Source organism: Shewanella aegiceratis, from assembly GCF_019457495.1.
Taxonomy (GTDB): domain Bacteria; phylum Pseudomonadota; class Gammaproteobacteria; order Enterobacterales; family Shewanellaceae; genus Shewanella; species Shewanella loihica.
The window spans coordinates 42,540-58,491 of the sequence record NZ_CP080416.1 but is presented as its reverse complement, the minus strand read 5'-3'; the positions used below and the strand labels follow the sequence as shown (position 1 = coordinate 58,491).

General features: G+C 56.8%; 10 protein-coding genes and 1 riboswitch. Of the genes, 4 read left to right on the top strand and 6 right to left on the bottom strand.

The window, feature by feature from the left end; all coding sequences use genetic code 11:
• Positions 1–330: 330 nt before the first annotated feature.
• A complete protein-coding gene (folM, locus tag K0H80_RS00230; protein ID WP_220072730.1) occupies positions 331–1,038 on the top strand; it encodes a dihydromonapterin reductase in 708 nt (235 codons plus the stop codon).
• A gap of 118 nt (positions 1,039–1,156) precedes the next feature.
• Here folM and moeB read toward each other — a convergent pair whose 3' ends face one another.
• The 4 genes from moeB to K0H80_RS00210 all read right to left on the bottom strand — a co-directional run bounded on the left by moeB (position 1,157) and on the right by K0H80_RS00210 (position 7,541).
• Positions 1,157–1,924: a molybdopterin-synthase adenylyltransferase MoeB gene (gene moeB, locus K0H80_RS00225; RefSeq protein WP_220072729.1), complete on the bottom strand. Its 768-nt coding sequence runs from the start codon at positions 1,922–1,924 to the stop codon at positions 1,157–1,159.
• Between the two features lie 10 nt (positions 1,925–1,934).
• On the bottom strand, positions 1,935–3,182 hold the full coding sequence (moeA, locus tag K0H80_RS00220) for a molybdopterin molybdotransferase MoeA (RefSeq protein WP_220043825.1): 1,248 nt from the start codon (positions 3,180–3,182) through the stop codon (positions 1,935–1,937).
• 181 nt (positions 3,183–3,363) lie between these two features.
• On the bottom strand, positions 3,364–4,434 hold the full coding sequence (locus K0H80_RS00215; protein ID WP_220072728.1) for an efflux RND transporter periplasmic adaptor subunit: 1,071 nt from the start codon (positions 4,432–4,434) through the stop codon (positions 3,364–3,366).
• Positions 4,431–7,541: an efflux RND transporter permease subunit gene (locus K0H80_RS00210; RefSeq protein ID WP_220072727.1), complete on the bottom strand. Its 3,111-nt coding sequence runs from the start codon at positions 7,539–7,541 to the stop codon at positions 4,431–4,433. Before K0H80_RS00210 ends, K0H80_RS00215 begins: the two co-directional genes overlap by 4 nt.
• 528 nt (positions 7,542–8,069) lie before the next feature.
• Between K0H80_RS00210 and ftnA the strand changes: the two genes are divergently transcribed.
• Complete coding sequence (gene ftnA / locus K0H80_RS00205; RefSeq protein WP_011863852.1) at positions 8,070–8,594, top strand: non-heme ferritin; 525 nt, start codon at positions 8,070–8,072, stop codon at positions 8,592–8,594.
• Positions 8,595–8,759: 165 nt separating this feature from the next.
• Here the strand turns inward: ftnA and K0H80_RS00200 are convergent, their stop codons facing one another.
• Together K0H80_RS00200 and ribB are read right to left on the bottom strand one after the other, a co-directional pair.
• Positions 8,760–11,975: an EAL domain-containing protein gene (locus tag K0H80_RS00200; RefSeq protein ID WP_258406145.1), complete on the bottom strand. Its 3,216-nt coding sequence runs from the start codon at positions 11,973–11,975 to the stop codon at positions 8,760–8,762.
• A gap of 382 nt (positions 11,976–12,357) precedes the next feature.
• A complete protein-coding gene (gene ribB / locus K0H80_RS00195) occupies positions 12,358–13,011 on the bottom strand; it encodes a 3,4-dihydroxy-2-butanone-4-phosphate synthase (protein WP_220072725.1) in 654 nt (217 codons plus the stop codon).
• Between the two features lie 169 nt (positions 13,012–13,180).
• A riboswitch (FMN riboswitch) is annotated at positions 13,181–13,380 on the bottom strand.
• A gap of 139 nt (positions 13,381–13,519) precedes the next feature.
• On the opposite strand from ribB, the gene K0H80_RS00190 reads away from it, so the two are divergent.
• Together K0H80_RS00190 and K0H80_RS00185 are read left to right on the top strand one after the other, a co-directional pair.
• Entirely contained in the window at positions 13,520–15,580 is a 2,061-nt protein-coding gene (locus K0H80_RS00190; RefSeq protein WP_220072724.1) for a S9 family peptidase, read from the top strand.
• The gene (locus tag K0H80_RS00185) at positions 15,495–15,875 is read left to right on the top strand and encodes a GIY-YIG nuclease family protein (RefSeq protein ID WP_434086630.1); all 381 of its coding nucleotides are present in this window, start codon (positions 15,495–15,497) and stop codon (positions 15,873–15,875) included. Before K0H80_RS00190 ends, K0H80_RS00185 begins: the two co-directional genes overlap by 86 nt.
• Positions 15,876–15,952: the final 77 nt, after the last annotated feature.

The following is a 15,952-nucleotide window of genomic DNA, read 5'->3' as shown; positions in this document are numbered from 1 at the left end:
ATTTGATTAAAATGATTTGAACTCATAGCAATACAATAGAAATATTCGGCACTATTGTAACGCCATAGCGCTTTTATTCCAAATTGCAGCCAATTTTCGACCATTTAGATCCAATTTAAGCGCTAAAAACCCGATTTATACTGCATGTGGATGAACGACAACATAATTTGAACACAAACAATAAAAGTGATTATAGATCGAGATTAAACTTATGACTATTCACATAGCTCAGGCCGAGGATAGGACTCATATTCCCTAAAAGCACTTGAACCCGGCGAGCCGCGAAAGCTACTATCGGCTGCAATATCGGGAATCAAAGAGTGCATCAGGATGCAAAAAAACATACTCATCACAGGCGTAGGCAAGCGTATCGGCCTCTATCTGGCCGAGGCCTTTCTCGCCCGCGGACACAAGGTGATAGGCACCTATCGCAGCCACTACCCCAGCATAGATGCCCTCACCGAGCTGGGCGCCGAACTTTACCCCTGTGACTTCACCGTTCAAAGCCAGCTCGAAGAGCTTATCCAGACGCTAAAGCAGAACTATCGGCAGCTGGATGCGGTGATCCACAACGCCTCGCTCTGGCTGAGTGATGATGACACTGCGGGCGTCGACCAGGTGATCGCCCAGATGATGCAGGTCCATGTCTATGCGCCCTACCAGCTCAATCTCGCCCTGGCACCGCTACTACAAAATCCCGAGACCATGACGGACGTCATCCATATCACCGACTATGTGGCGCAAAAGGGCAGCAAGAAACATATCGCCTACGCCGCCAGCAAGGCCGCGCTGGAAAACATGACTCTCTCCTTCGCCGCCAAGTTGGCCCCAAAGGTGAAGGTCAACGCCATCGCCCCGGCGCTGATCTGTTTCAACGAGCATGACGATGCCGCCTATCGCGAGAAGGCCAGGGCCAAGTCGGTATTAGCCAGAGAGGGCGGCGAAGCCGAGGTGTTGCATGCGATAGACTACCTGATGCAGAGCCAGTATGTGACGGGGCGCTCCCTGGCACTGGATGGTGGCCGGCAGCTGAAATAGGCTGCCGCTTGATATCGCCGCCGAGCGAGAGACTAACGATGAGACACAAAAAAGCGAGGCCTTAGCCTCGCTTCTTATTCAACTACCTAGATCAAACCACCCAGAAGTAAGTAAATACTCACACACCACATACCTGACAGTGAGACTGCTTAGGCAGCTTCATCTCGCGAAACTCCATGGTCATGGCATCTATCATCAGGATGCGCCCGCTTAGAGTCTTACCCATCTTGGCCAGCACCTTAATCGCTTCCACCGCCTGCAGGCAACCTATCATACCCACCACGGGCGCCAGAATGCCCGACTCGACGCAGGTCAGCTGTTGGTCGCCAAACAGCTTGCTGTAACAATGATAACAGGGGCTCTGCTCACCATAGTCGAATACGGTAACCGTACCCTCCATACGGATGGCAGCGGCCGACACCAAAGGCACCTTGTGTTGAAAACAGGCCTGATTGAGCTGCTCGCGCACCACTATGTTGTCGGTACAGTCCATCACCAGATCATGCTCGGCCACCAGCGCCAGGATCTGCTCGTCATCGAGCACGGCGTTGATGGTCTCGACCCTGAGGTGGGGATTGAGCTGCATCAAGGAGGTCTTGGCCGACTCCACCTTGGGCTGGCCGATAGTGGCGTCGTGGTGCAGCACCTGCCGTTGCAGGTTCGACAGCTCGACGGTATCGAAATCCACCAGGGTTAGCTGACCCACTCCGGCGACCGCCAGATATTGGGTAGAGGCACAGCCTAGGCCGCCGGCCCCTATCACCAGCACCTTGGACTGCTTGAGTCGCTCCTGGCCTTCGAAGTCCATCGCCTTGATGGAGATATGGCGGCTATAGCGCAAGATCTCCGCATCGGAGAGGATCTCTTCTTGGGTATTCGGCTCCATCTGTCCGCCCCTAGAGTGCCAGCACTGAGTTGAAGGGTTCCACAGTCACCAGGCTACCGTCCGGCGTATCGCCCTGCTCCTGCGCCAGGATAATGAAACAGTTGGCCAGACTCATTGAGGTAAGCATGCCAGAGCCCTGGCCGCCGGTGACACTCACCTCGGCCTCACCTTGGGCATTTTGACTCAGCACACCACGTTGATACTCGACGCGGCCGGGGAACTTACGCAGGTCGCCCTTGAGCTTGGCCTGTAACAGGAGCGGCTTGACCTGAGGCAGCCCCTGCATCTTGTTGAGCAGCGGCCACACCAATTTGTAGAAGGTCACCATGGAGGAGACGGGATTGCCCGGCAGACCACAGAAGACCGCCTCGCCGATACGACCGAAGGCGAAGGGCTTACCCGGCTTGATGGCCAGTTTCCAGAAGGTGATCTCACCCTCCTCGTCGAGGATCTGCTTGGTAAAGTCGGCATCGCCCACCGAGACGCCGCCCGAGGTGATCACCATATCGGCATTAGCCGCGGCATTACGAAACGCGGCGCGGATCGCCTCAGGGTCGTCTTCGATCACCCCAAGGTCTATCCACTCGACGTTGGCGCGGCTCAAGAGGCCCTGAATGCTGTAACGGTTGGAGTCGTAGATCTGACCCGGCGCCAACTCTGTGCCCACGGGGCGCAACTCGTCACCGGTAGAGAAGAAGGCCACCTTGACCAGGCGGGTCACCCGTACCTGGCTGGCACCTATGGTGGCCAGCACGCCCATCTCGGCGGCGCCGATCTGGGTGCCGGCGCAGAGCACCTTGCCACCCGTCATCACCTCTTCGCCGCGACGGCGCACGTTGGCGCCTAATGCCTTTGGCGCCTCAATCACTATGCTGTCGCCGTCGACCTCGACTTTTTCCTGCATCTGCACTGTGTCATAACCCGGCGGTACAGGCGCGCCCGTCATGATGCGTACACAGGTATTGGCACTGGCCTCGCCCTCGAAGGGATGCCCGGCAAAGGAGTGACCTATGAGGGTGAAACGATTGCCCTGGGCCAGATCCTCGAAGCGGAAGGCATAACCGTCCATCGCCGAGTTGTCGAAGGGTGGCAGGTCTATGCTAGAGGCCAGATCCTCGGCCAGCACACGTCCCAGCGCATGGGGAAGCTGCACCATTTCCGATTCTTCCAGTGGACGAACTTGTTCCAGAAGCTTGATGATGGCTTCATCGGGATGCATTAGGCTGGGTTTTGCACAGGGATCGGCTTGCATAGACATAGAGTACCTTAGCGTTAACTGTAGGATATGAGTAAAAGCGAATATTGCCGCTCATTATGCCACGCTGAGATCAGAAGACTATGATCTCGACGGCAGTTTTTGGCCGCAATCCGCCGAGATTCAACCAAAAAGCCGACAGCGGCTGGGCGGATGTCGGCTCGGCTATCTCCAAAGGTATAGATTAACCGGCGCTCAGCTCCAGGGTATTGGCCTGCACCTTCACCTGCTGGCCATCTTGCAGCGTCTCGGCGCCGCGGATCACTACCTGGTCGCTGTCGCTGAGTTCACCCTTGACGGCGATCCACTCCCCTTCACCATCGCCCAGCTCCACGGCCACCTTCACCGCCTTGTTACTCTCGTCTATCTTGAACACGAAGGCACCGGCGGAGCGCAGCACCACGGCGTCGCGGGGCACTAAGGTGGTCAGCTGTTTAGGAGCAATTGGCAGGGCCAGGGAGACCAGCTCGCCGACGTTGAGCATATCCTGCCGCTCCAGCGGTAGGTCGATGCGGGCCTCGAAGGTCTGGGAGCGCACATCAGACACAGGGATCAGGCTGCGGATCTTGGCAGAGAACTCCCCCAGGCCATGATAGACCCTAAGTTCATCCCCCACCTTCACCCGGCGACTGTGCTTGAGCGGTGCATGCAAGCGGATCTCCAGGTTGTCCGGGTCTGTGATGGCGACGATAGACTCGGCGCGGCTGATATCCTCGCCCGCCTGACGCTGACGCGCCGTGATGATGCCGGCAAAGGGCGCCTTCACCTGAGTGCGGGCAATATCATCGAGGATCATCTCGAGTTTAATCTGCGCCAGCTTGAGGTTAGCGGCGGCCAGGTCGCGATCCGAGCGCGCCTTGTCCAGCTCGGTCTCCGAGGCGTTCTTGTTGGCCATCAGCTTCTGCAGACGCTTCAGCTCGCGGTTCAGCCTAGACAGCCCCACAGTCTCATACTCTATCTGCGCCTCCTGCTGAGCCTTCTGCAGCTCGAGACGAGTCTTCTCTATGCGGGCGACCACTTCACCCGCCTTCACCAGGGTGCCGGCCTCGATCACCCACTCGAGCTTGCCCTCGATGCCCGCGGTCAGCTCGGCATAGTTACGGGAGTGCACAGATCCTATCACCATGATCTTGGGCGACAGGGCACGGTTCTCAACCTGAACCACCTGCACCAGACGCTCTGGCGCCTCGCCCTGGGCCCAGCTCATGGGACCGATTAGAGAGAGCGCCAGCACGCCGGCAATTAAGGATCTCATGACTTCACTCCTGTGGTGGATGCGAGGGCGGGCTCGTCGGCCTGCCTATTGGTAACTGGGCTCAGCCTATGGGTCAGACGCAACAGGCTGGGCATCAAAATAAGGGTAAACAAGGCGCTAAAGGTCATGCCGCCGACGATAACCGCCGCCAGGCCGCGATAGATCTCGCTGCCGACACCGGGCACCAGCATCAGCGGCAGCATGCCGAAGATGGAGGTCAGGGTGCTCATATACACGGGGCGGGCGCGGGTCGCCACGGCCTGAGCGATAGCCAGATCGATATCCGGCGTCTCGCGATAACTCTGGCGGGTCTGATCCACCAGCAAGATGGCGTTATTTACCACCAGCCCCAGCAAGATGATGAAACCGATCATGGTCAGCAGATCCAGGCTCTGAAAGCTAAACAAGTTTAGCAGCCGCAGGCTGACCACGCCGCCACAGATCGCCAGCGGCATAGAGAGCAAGACCAGCAGGCTATCCTTGGCCGACTTAAACATGGCGGCCATCAAGAGGAAGAGGATCACCACCGCCAGGGCGAAGTTGGCGCCCATATCCTTGATGGTACTGTCGAGCTTGTCGGCGCTGCCACGATAGCCTAGTGAGCTGTTTTCCGGCAGGCTGGCTCTCAGGGTCGGCACCGCCGACTCATTGAGTTTCTCCAGCGCCTCATCCAGGGACATATCCGCCGGCGGGAAGATCAGCAGGCTGACACTGCGCTTGCCGTTGACTCGCTGCAGCTGGGTCGGCCCCACAGTTCGCTTGAGGGTCGCCAGCTCGCCTATGGTTTGAATACCTGCGGCCTGGGTATAGACAGGAGTCGCCGACAGCTGCTCGGGCACCTGCCACTTGGGCCCCTTGAGCAGTACATCCATGCGCTCGTTGCCGTCGAAATACTCACCCACAAACAAGCCAGAGGTGTAGGCGCGAATGGCGTTAGCTATCTGAATCCGGTCGACGCCCGCCTGGGCCAAGCGACGCTCGTTGGGGATCAGCTGCAGCTCGGGTTGTGCCATGGAGAGGCCTGGAATCGGCCTAACCACGGCGCCGGGCAGCGCCTCTTGAATGAGCCCCATCCCCTTGCCTGCCGTCTCCATCAGAGCCTCCATGTCGGCCCCCTGGAGGTCGATATTGATCGCTCTGCCGCCGTTAAAGCCAAACTGCAGCAGGGAGCCGCGGTTGGTAAAGGCCTGGGTATCGGGCAGTCCCACCAAGATCTCCTTGTTGAGCAGCTCTATCATGGCATCGGCCTGGGACGGGTCTTCGGGATAGATAAACAGCACGTTGAAGGCGCTGTACATGGAGAAGTTATATCCCTTGATATAGGGCTGCTTCTCCTTGTCATAATATGGCTTGAGGCGCTCGATGATCACATCGCCCACCTCCTTCTCCAGCGTCTTGACGTTTGCGCCCGGTGGCAGGGCAAAGAAGGCAAATATGCCGTCCGAGCGCGCCTGGGGCAGAAAGTCGGGTCTCGGCATCAGGACCACCGTCAGCATGGCGGCTCCTAGGATCAGGGTGACACACCAGAAGACGGCGCGTTTGGTGTCGCCGGTTAGGCGCTGCACGGTTGCCGATATCCAGCGCCACAGGCGGCCGCTCTGCTGGCCATCATCCTGGGCCGAGAGCTTGAGCCACAACAGACTAAATACCGGGATCAGGGTGATGGCACTGATAAAAGAGGAGACCACGGCCACCGACAGGGTGAGCGCCAGATCAGAAAACAACTGGCCCTCCACCCCGGGCATAAACAGGATCGGCAGGAAGATGGCGACCGTCGTGGCGGTGGAGGCCAACAGGGCGCCCTTGACCTGATCTGTGCCCTTGGCGATGGCCTCGCGGATCGGCGTTCCCTGCTGCAGGATGCGCACGATATTTTCCTGCACTATGATGGCCGCATCCAACACCAGGCCGACGGCGAAGGCCAGGCCCGCCAAGGAGATCACGTTCAGGGTACGCCCCATCATCTCGAGGAAGAAGAAGGCGATCAGCAGGGCGACGGGGATGGTCGAGGCGATCATCAGGGTCGCCCGGAAGCTGCGCAGGAAGGCATAGAGGATCACCAGCGCCAGCACCACACCTATCGCCAAGTTACCCTTCACCAGCCAGATGGCCCGCTTGATATGCACAGAGGCATCGAAGGAGAGATCCATCACCAGCCCCGCCTCCTTGAGCGGCCCCTGATTGAGCTCGGCAATCGCCTCGTTGACCCCATCGAGCACCTTCACCGTATTGGCATCGAAGGTGCCCTCCACCGTCATATAATAGGCGGGGTAACCGTTACGCTTGGTAAAACCCTGCACATCGGCGCTCGATACTTCCACATCCGCCAGCTCGTTGAGGTAGATGGGACGCCCCTCGTTGTAGGTGACGATAAGATTCCCCAGGTTTTCCGGCGTGTACTGACCGATAAAACGTACCGTATATTGGCGACGACCCACGTTAGCTGTGCCGCCCGAGATATCCGCCGCCCGCGACAGTGTGCTGCGCAGTTGATCCAGAGTGATCCCCAGCGCCGCGGCGCGGTAGGGGTCGAACTCGATATGTAACTCTTTCGGCAGGCGGCTTTGCAGTTGCACCGAGCCTACGCCTGAGATCAGCCTCAGTCTGGGCTCCACCACATCATCGATCAGCTTCTGATATTGGGCGAAGTCGGTGGCCGGATTGTCCGGCGCCATGCGGATCAGCAGAGAGGCCAGATTCGGCGCACCGTTGCCCCCGCCGACATTGATGAAGGGCTCGTTGGCGTCCAGCGGCCGCGGCGGCGTCTGGTTGAGGGCGTTGATCACATTGATCATCCCCGCCTGCATGTCGCTGCCCACCTCGAAGGTCAGTGTGATGCCGCCAAAGCCCTGAGAGATGTTGGAGGTCATCTCCACCACGCCGGGTACCTGGCGCAGCACATTTTCCTGAGGCTCTATGATGTTGGATTCCATCTCCTGTGGCGCCGCCGAGCGCCAGTTGTTGAAGACGGAGATCTGCGGCCGCTGAATATCCGGCAGCAGCTGGATCGGCAGCTTGCCTATGGCTAACACGCCGAATATGGCGATCAGCAATAGGGCCACTAGGGTGCCGGCAGGGTTATTGGTGCTTAATTTGGTGAGGTTCATCGGTTGTCCCACCCCAGGCACGTCGACCCGGCCGGGGTTATGAGCTTAGTTTCTTGACCCTAAAGCCTAGAGACAAAATGTTAATAAATCCGCCTGATTTGGTTAGCAAATGTAACAAGCAGACATGAATGCGCCCCAACAGGCTATTAACGATAATTATTTGCATTTAAAAACATTGAGTTAAGTAAAGATGGTTGCAATTCACTAAGGGGTTAAACACAATGAGAAGGGCCTGTTGACCTTTCCTGTTTGTTTTTGCAGCAGTTTGAAGGTGATTGATACAAGGCAGAGCCTGAGTCGTGTAGTGGTTCTACACAAACAGGCGATAACGCAGTAGAAATAGCCTACAAACACTGCCCAAAGGGTTCATCTAAACGCGCCCAGCCCTATGTTGTTCGCAATTTACATAGTGCAACTATGCTTCATTGCTCTCGCCTCGAGCAAAACGCGTTTAGATAGAACAAAAATTAAACCTGAAAGGTGAACAGGCCCTAGCACCAAGAAATGACTTAATTTAAGGAAGTAACTATGCTGGCACAAACGATGATAGATCAGTTGAACGCGCAAATTAATGTGGAGTTCTTCTCCTCTAACCTCTACCTACAGATGAGCGCCTGGTGTGAAGACAAGGGCTTTGAGGGTGCCGCGAAATTTATGCGTGCTCACGCCGAAGAGGAGATGCAGCACATGCATCGTCTGTTTACCTATGTGAGCGAAACCGGCGGCATGCCGTTGCTGGGGGCGATCGAGGCGCCGCAGTCACAGTTCGATTCGCTGCTGGCCCTGTTCGAATACACCTATGAACACGAGCAGATGATCACCAGCAAGATCAACGCCCTGGCCCACACAGCCTTTACCAATCAGGACTACTCGACCTTCAACTTCTTGCAATGGTATGTGTCTGAGCAGCACGAGGAGGAGAAGCTGTTCAAGTCTATCGTCGATAAGATCCGTCTGGTGGGCGAAGATGGCAAGGCGCTCTTCTTCGTCGATAAAGATCTGGCGCAGATGGCTCAGCAGGAGTCTGCCAGCGTGATGACAGTCGGCGAATAAACCAGATGCGGGGCATGGTGCCCCGCCTTTCCCCCGTTAGACTTTCTGTAAATACACTCTGCAAAGGCACTCGCCTATCAAGCTTCGCCTCAAGCCCAATACCCAAGCACCTCTCCCCAAGCGTTGTTAAGCAATCTGGCTATCGGCAGCGATTGAGTTGAGCAGTCAAAGCAGGGAGGTCGGTTTCTCTCTGACGATACGACGCAGCAAGGGCTCGAGCTCCTTGAGCGGCATGGGCTTGGCCACTAGATAGCCCTGCACGAAGTCACAGCCTAACCCCTGCAGGAAGCTGCGCTGCGGCTCGCTCTCCACCCCTTCGGCCACCAGGCGCATATCCAGGCTCTGCCCCATGGTGATGATCGCCTTGATCAGGTTGGCATCTGCCCTATCTTCCAGCATGTTATCGACGAAACTCTTGTCTATCTTAATCACCGAGATGGGGAACTGTTTCAGATAGCTGAGGGAGGAGTAGCCTGTGCCGAAATCGTCCAGGTAGATCTCCACCCCGAGGTGACGAATCGCCGTCAGCGCCTTAAGCGACAGCTCGGTATCGGCCATCAGAATCGATTCGGTGATCTCGATGTGGACATATTGGGGCGCCACATCATATTTCTGCAGCAAGCCGTTGAGCATGCAGGCGAAATGGCTGGGATCGCCGTGGGCCAGCTGACGACCAGAGACGTTAATCGCCATGTTGATCATTATCCCCTGGCTATGGCACTGGCGCAGATCACGCAGCGCCTGCTGGATCACCCACTCGCCGATTGGCTCGATAAGCCCAGTCTCCTCGGCGATGGGGATAAACTCATCCGGAGGCACCAGGCCTCGCTGTGGATGACGCCAACGCAGCAAGGCCTCCAGGGCGACCCCTTCGCCGCTGCTGGTATCGACAATCGGCTGATAATGCAGGCAGAACTCGTGTTGCAGCACGGCGCTGCGCAGCGACTGCTCCAGGGTGATACGTGCCAGCATGTTGTTGTTCATGTCGGGAGAGAAGTAGCCGAAGCAGTTGCGGCCATCCTGCTTCGCCTGATACATGGCGGTCTCGGCGTTACGGGTCAGCACCTCGACACTGGTGCCGTTGCTGGGGTAACAGCTGATGCCGACACTGGCGGAGATCAGCAGCTCGTTGCGGTTGATGCCAAAAGGCGACGACAGGTGCTGCAATATATGCTGCGCCCGCTGCTCTATCTCCCCCTGATGCTTGGTGTGCCCCATGACCACCACAAACTCGTCGCCACTGAGACGGGCGACAAAGTCATGCTGTTCTAGCAGGGCTTCCAGCCTGGCGGCCGCCACCTGCAGCAGCTCATCGCCCACCGCATGGCCATAGATATCGTTGATGTATTTAAACCTGTCCAGATCGATGAAGAGCACGGCCACAGAGCAGCAACGCTGCTCCGCCAGTTGCAGCATCTGCGACAGACGCGAGGTATAGAGCTGACGATTAGGCAGGTTGGTCAGGGCGTCGTAGTTGGACTTGTACCAGATATCCTGCTCGTACTTCTTACGGTTACTGATATCCAGGAAGAGGCCGATATGCTGCACCACCCGCCCCTTGTCATCCTTCACCACGGTAATGGCCAGGTATTCGGGATAGATCTGGCCGTTCTTACGCTTATTCCAGATCTCCCCCTGCCACTTGCCATATTGCTTGAGCGACTGCCACATCTGTTCATAGAAGTGATGGGGCTGTTGGTGAGAGTTAAGGACGGCCGGGCTGCGACCCTTCACCTCCTCCAGGGTATAGCCGGTGATCTGGGTAAAGGCGGGGTTTACCGCCTCGATCAGGTTGTCCTTGTCGGTGACCACTATCCCTTCGGCGCAGTATTCAAACACCGCAGAGGCCAGGGAGAGTTCACGGTTGGCCTTCTGGCGCTCACTTAACATGGCGTTGAGGGCCATCGCCATCTTGGCCACCTCGTCTCGTCCATCCACCGGCACAGACAGCTGCAGCTGAGTATTCTGCGCCATGCGCTGCATCAGGGAGGCTATGGTGCCAATACGGGTCACCAGGTTGTTGACTATGAGACGACCCAAGACGATCAAAAACAGAAAGTTGCACATGGCTGCCATGATGCCTAACACCAGGAAGCTGAGCGCCTCGCGCCCCTGACGTTGTACCAAGTTAGCGATGTTATTGCTCAGGGTCAGGCTCGCCTGATTCATCTGGCCAAGGGCCTCAGTGGCCAGCGCCCACCAGGCCTCGCTGGCCACCGCAGGGTGTTGGTGTTGCAGCTGAGAAAGAGCCGCCAACATAGCTTGGTCGGCTATGATGGATCGCTCCTCTAGTGACAGGGGGCCGGCATGACCGGATAGCCTCTGCTGGCGCTGGGCGTCCACCGCCTGACGATACTGCTCCACGGTATTATCTATCTGGGCTAGCGCCTCGCGCTGTGGTGAGGTCACATGGGGCAGCTTCTGGGCCTGTTGCAGAAGCCCCTGTATGGCCAGGCAGTCCTCTTCGAACAGTATGATGTTGGTCTCTTCGCCCGAGAGCAGGTAATCCTGATAGTGATCGATCAAGCCGCCATACCCTAGCCTCTCCCTGAGGCGATTGGCCAGCATAATAAGGTTCACCTGAGCCTTCACCCGCCCCTTCATCAGCAGCAGCTCCTGAGTCGCCTCGTTATCTAGGGTCTCCTTGATCAGGGCAAGATCCGCCGGGGAAGTGGTCGAGAGCATTTCGTGGAAGGCGTCCAGCAGGTCATCCTGCATCGAGTATTGGGCGAGATAAGCCTGATGATCTAGGCTGTCGGCGGCCAGCAGACGATTGAGCAGGTCGCGATCTTTACCCGCCAACTCCTGTAACTTGAGCATATGGATAAGGTCATTGTAGGCCTTGGCGAGCAGGGTGTTTTGTACCTGGGACTGGATCTGGGAGATTAGCACCAAGAGGTGCTGAGTGAACTCGCTGTAGAAGTTAAAGCCGCTTCCCTCACCGCGACTATCTATCGCCCGGCGCACCTGCTTGAGGCGAGCACCCAGAGCATGAATGGTATCGACACTCTGTTGCAGGTTGACGCTGGGCCTGTCTATGTCGCTGAGGGAGAGATGCAGGTTAGCGATATTGGGGGCATCCAACAGCTCCTGCAATGCCTTGTCTGTCTGGCGCCGCTGGGTCTGTAGCCGCCGCTCGAATCGATTACCCTGGCTGGCGACAAAACCGGCCGACAGGCCGCGCTCGTTCTGCAGGGCGAAGATGAGCTTCTGGGTCTGCTCAGTGATCATCACCCCCAGGGCATTGCGCTGAGCCGTCTGCTGACGCTCGATCAGATCGAGCATGCGCAAGCTGCCGAAGATCAGCAGCAGCAACATGGGGATAGTCGCCAGCAAGATTAATTTCTGGCTCAGACTATACCGGTTCAGCATAGATGACATCTTAAGCGCTCCTTGCTCGATTATCACAAAAGCAGACGCGAGGAATTTAGGGTCTGAGAGTAGTAACATAGCCTACCCCCCGCCGTCATACCTATTTCACCAAAGTCTAATCTAGGTCACGAAATTAACGCTTCAATAGTGAATTATTAGATAAGCCTTTATTTTTTATTAACATTTAAATTGACAAGAAGATTTTGCAGGAAGGCGTTCGGCGCAAGCAGAGCGAGGCTGGCACAGGGATTGACACAAAAAAAGGCCGATGAAATCGGCCTTTTTATCGATTTTAACTAAACAAATAACCAATAATTGACTGTTTGTTTAATTGTACATGACAAACTAGTTTGCTCATATGAGTTAACTGATTTGCGCAAACGCGTTTGGGTTAGCTTGCCTTTTCCAGCAATGACTTGCGATAGCAGACGATATCTTCGATGGTCAGCACAGGCATCTTATGCTGCTCGCCGAAGGCGATGATCTCTGGCAGACGCGCCATGGTGCCGTCAACATTGGTCACTTCACACAGCACGCCAGCCGGCTTGAGTCCCGCCAGCTTCATCAGATCTATGGTGCCCTCGGTATGGCCGCGACGGGTCAGCACGCCACCGGGCTGCGCCCGTAGCGGATAAACATGGCCGGGACGGGCCAGGTCGCTAGGCTTGGCATCATCGGCGATGGCGGCCTTGATGGTGGTCACGCGATCGGCCGCCGACACACCTGTGGTTACCCCCACCTTAGCTTCGATACTCACCGTGAATGCAGTGCCGTATTGGCTGGAGTTGTCTGCCACCATGGGCGGTAGCTCCAGCTGCTTCACCCGCTCGTCGGCGAGGCAGAGACAGACGATACCGCTGCATTCGCGGATCAGCAGCGCCATCTGTTCTTGGGTCAGGTGTTCTGCGCTATAGATAAGATCCCCTTCGTTTTCGCGATCTTCATCGTCGACCACCAGCACGCCTTGACCGGCTCTAAGCGCGGTGAGGGCTGCTTCGACGCGAGTGATGGCATCGCCAAAGGGAGAAAGTAGAGACTGATTCATGGTTAAATCCTTAGTAAGACTAATAAAATGGTTTTTCCAGAATCAGGGCATGCAGAAAATGACGCGCCTTGGGGTCTCTTTGAAAAAGATATCCAGGCTCGCCGAATAAGAGGTGTGCAGGCACGAGAAAAGCGTGAGGCCAGCCTCATCTTCTCGCGGTCACGCTATCTTATATTCTCTTTCATCCGGACTTAGTGCACTTGGTGCTCATTACCGTCGGCTCTGGAATAGATGGCTTGTTGCACATTTCACCAGATCTGCTGACCCTAGCCGCAAACTAATCTCTAGATGCAAATAGGCGCTCGCGGGCTGACATCCCATAGGATGATTACCGCCGGTGGGGAGTCTCACCCCGCCCTGAGAATGTACTCTCCTTTGATGGAAAGCGCCGCTATGGTGCGCCTAAAACCATCAAAGTACAAGCGCTAGGGGTGACAAATATAAGCCAGATCACCTAAGCTCTTGCTCCAGTACCCGCTCACTTTCGGCTCAGAATAAGGTCAATCCAATGTCAGGGATAACGCCCCCAGTCGCACGCAAACAAGCCCACCCGCTCAAGCATCACAGCAATGAGCGTATCGATGACTATCATTGGCTGAGAGATGATGAGCGCCAATCCCCCGAGGTACTGGCTCATCTGGAGGCAGAAAATGCCTATCACAAGGCCTGTTTTGCCCCCTTCGAACCACTACAGCAGACGCTGTTTCAGGAGCTTATCGGCCGCGTCGACAAGGATGAGTCGAGCGTCCCCTATCGCTGGCACCATCATTGGTACTACAAGCGCTATCAGGGAGAGCAGGAGTACCCGCTGTTTGGCCGCAAACGCAAGCTAGAAGGCGAGGAGCAATTACTGCTCGATGCCAACGAGCGCGCCCAGGGTAAGGAATTTTATAGCATGGGCGGACTGAGCGTTAGCCCCGACGAGACGCTGCTGGCCATCAGCGAAGATACCCTGAGTCGGCGCCTGTATCGCATCAGCATCAAGCGCCTGGACACGGGTGAATGGCTCAGCGACAGCCTAAGCGACACCGATGGCGAGATCGTCTGGGCCAAAGATAACCAGCGCCTCTTCTATATTGCCAAGGATCCTCAAACCCTACTGGGCAATCGCGTCTATTGCCACCGCTTGGGTGATCCCCAGGCCAATGACCGCCTGGTGTATCAGGAGGCGGACGACAGCTTCTACCTGTCGATCGGCAAGAGCCTGGATGAGTCGCGCATCCTGCTCACCCACGAGAGTACGCTCACCAGCGAGGTGTCCATCTTAGATGCCAACCAACCAGAGGCATGCTTTAAGCCGCTGCTTCCAAGGGAAACTGGGCACGAATATTCGGTGGCTAAGCGCGGTGAGGAATATTACATACTCACCAACTGGCAGGCGGTGAACTTCCGTCTGATGAAGGCCACAGAGTCGAGCTTCGCCGATAAGCGCAGCTGGCAGGAGATCATCCCCGCAGATGAGTCGCGCCGCCTGGAAGATCTGCTGGTGTTAAAAGACTATCTTGTGGTGCAGTATCGCCAGCAGGGACTGAGTCAGATCCGCATCCTGCCCCTCAACGGCTACCCGGAATATGAACTCGACTTCGACGATGCAGCCTACGTGGTGGGTCTGGATGTTAACCCGACTCAAGATAGCCATCATCTGCGCATCTACTACGCCAGCCCATCGACGCCCGAGTCCATCTTCTTGGTGGATCTCACCCAGGCCAGCCCGAGACACCTGCTGAAACGGGAGCAAGTACTCGGCGGCTTCGATAGCCAACACTACCAGACTGAGCGGCTCTTCGTCGACGCCAGAGACGGCACCAAGGTGCCCGTGACCCTGGTCTATCGCAAGGACAAGTTCCGCCAGGACGGCAGTAACCCCTTGTATCAATATGGCTATGGCGCCTACGGCTACACCATAGAACCTGACTTCGACAGCGCGATCCTTAGCCTGTTGGATCGCGGCGTCGTCTATGCGGTCGCCCACGTGCGCGGCGGCGAGATGTTGGGGCGCCCCTGGTACGACGCCGGCCGCCTGATGCACAAGCAAAACAGCTTCAACGACTTTATCGACGTTACCCTCGCCCTGGTAGAGCTAGGTTACTGTGCCCGGGACAAGGTGGTTGCCAGTGGCGGCAGCGCCGGTGGCCTCCTGATGGGCGCGGTGATCAATCAGGCGCCGCAACATTATCTGGCCGTGGCGGCCCACGTGCCCTTCGTCGATATCGTCACCACAATGCTCGACGAGTCGCTGCCCCTGACCACCAACGAGTATGATGAGTGGGGTAACCCGAATCAGGCCGAGGCTTACCACTACATGCTGAGCTATTCGCCCTACGACAACGTCAGTCGTCAGGCCTACCCTCACCTGCTGGTCACCACAGGCCTGCACGACTCTCAGGTGCAATATTTCGAGCCCGCCAAGTGGGTGGCGAAACTCAGAGAGTATAAGCAAGACGAGCACCTGTTGCTGTTTCATATCGACATGGAGGCGGGTCATGGCGGCAAGAGCGGCCGCTATCGTCACTTTGAGGACACGGCCGAAGAGTACGCCTTCTTCCTCGGCCTGTTGGGACTCGCCTAAGATGACCCAGGAGAAGTTAGCTAGCACCATCTGGAGCCTCTACATGATCCGCTGCGCCAACGGCCACCTCTATACGGGGATCACCACAGATATCGACCGCCGCTTCAAGGAACATAGCGACAATGGCCCCAAAACCGCCAAATACCTCAGGGGCAAGGGGCCACTGACCCTGGTCTATCGCGAGCGGGTTGGCAGTCGCTCGGATGCCCTGAAGCGGGAGATCGCCGTGAAAAGGCTCACAAAAACGCAAAAAGTCGCGCTAATACACTTTGATGCAAATGGTGAATGCCCCTAAAAATTACAGGGGAAAGCAGCCGTAAATCATAGGCTAAGGCCAGAACAAACCAGGCAAGCCTGGCTCAACAAGATGTA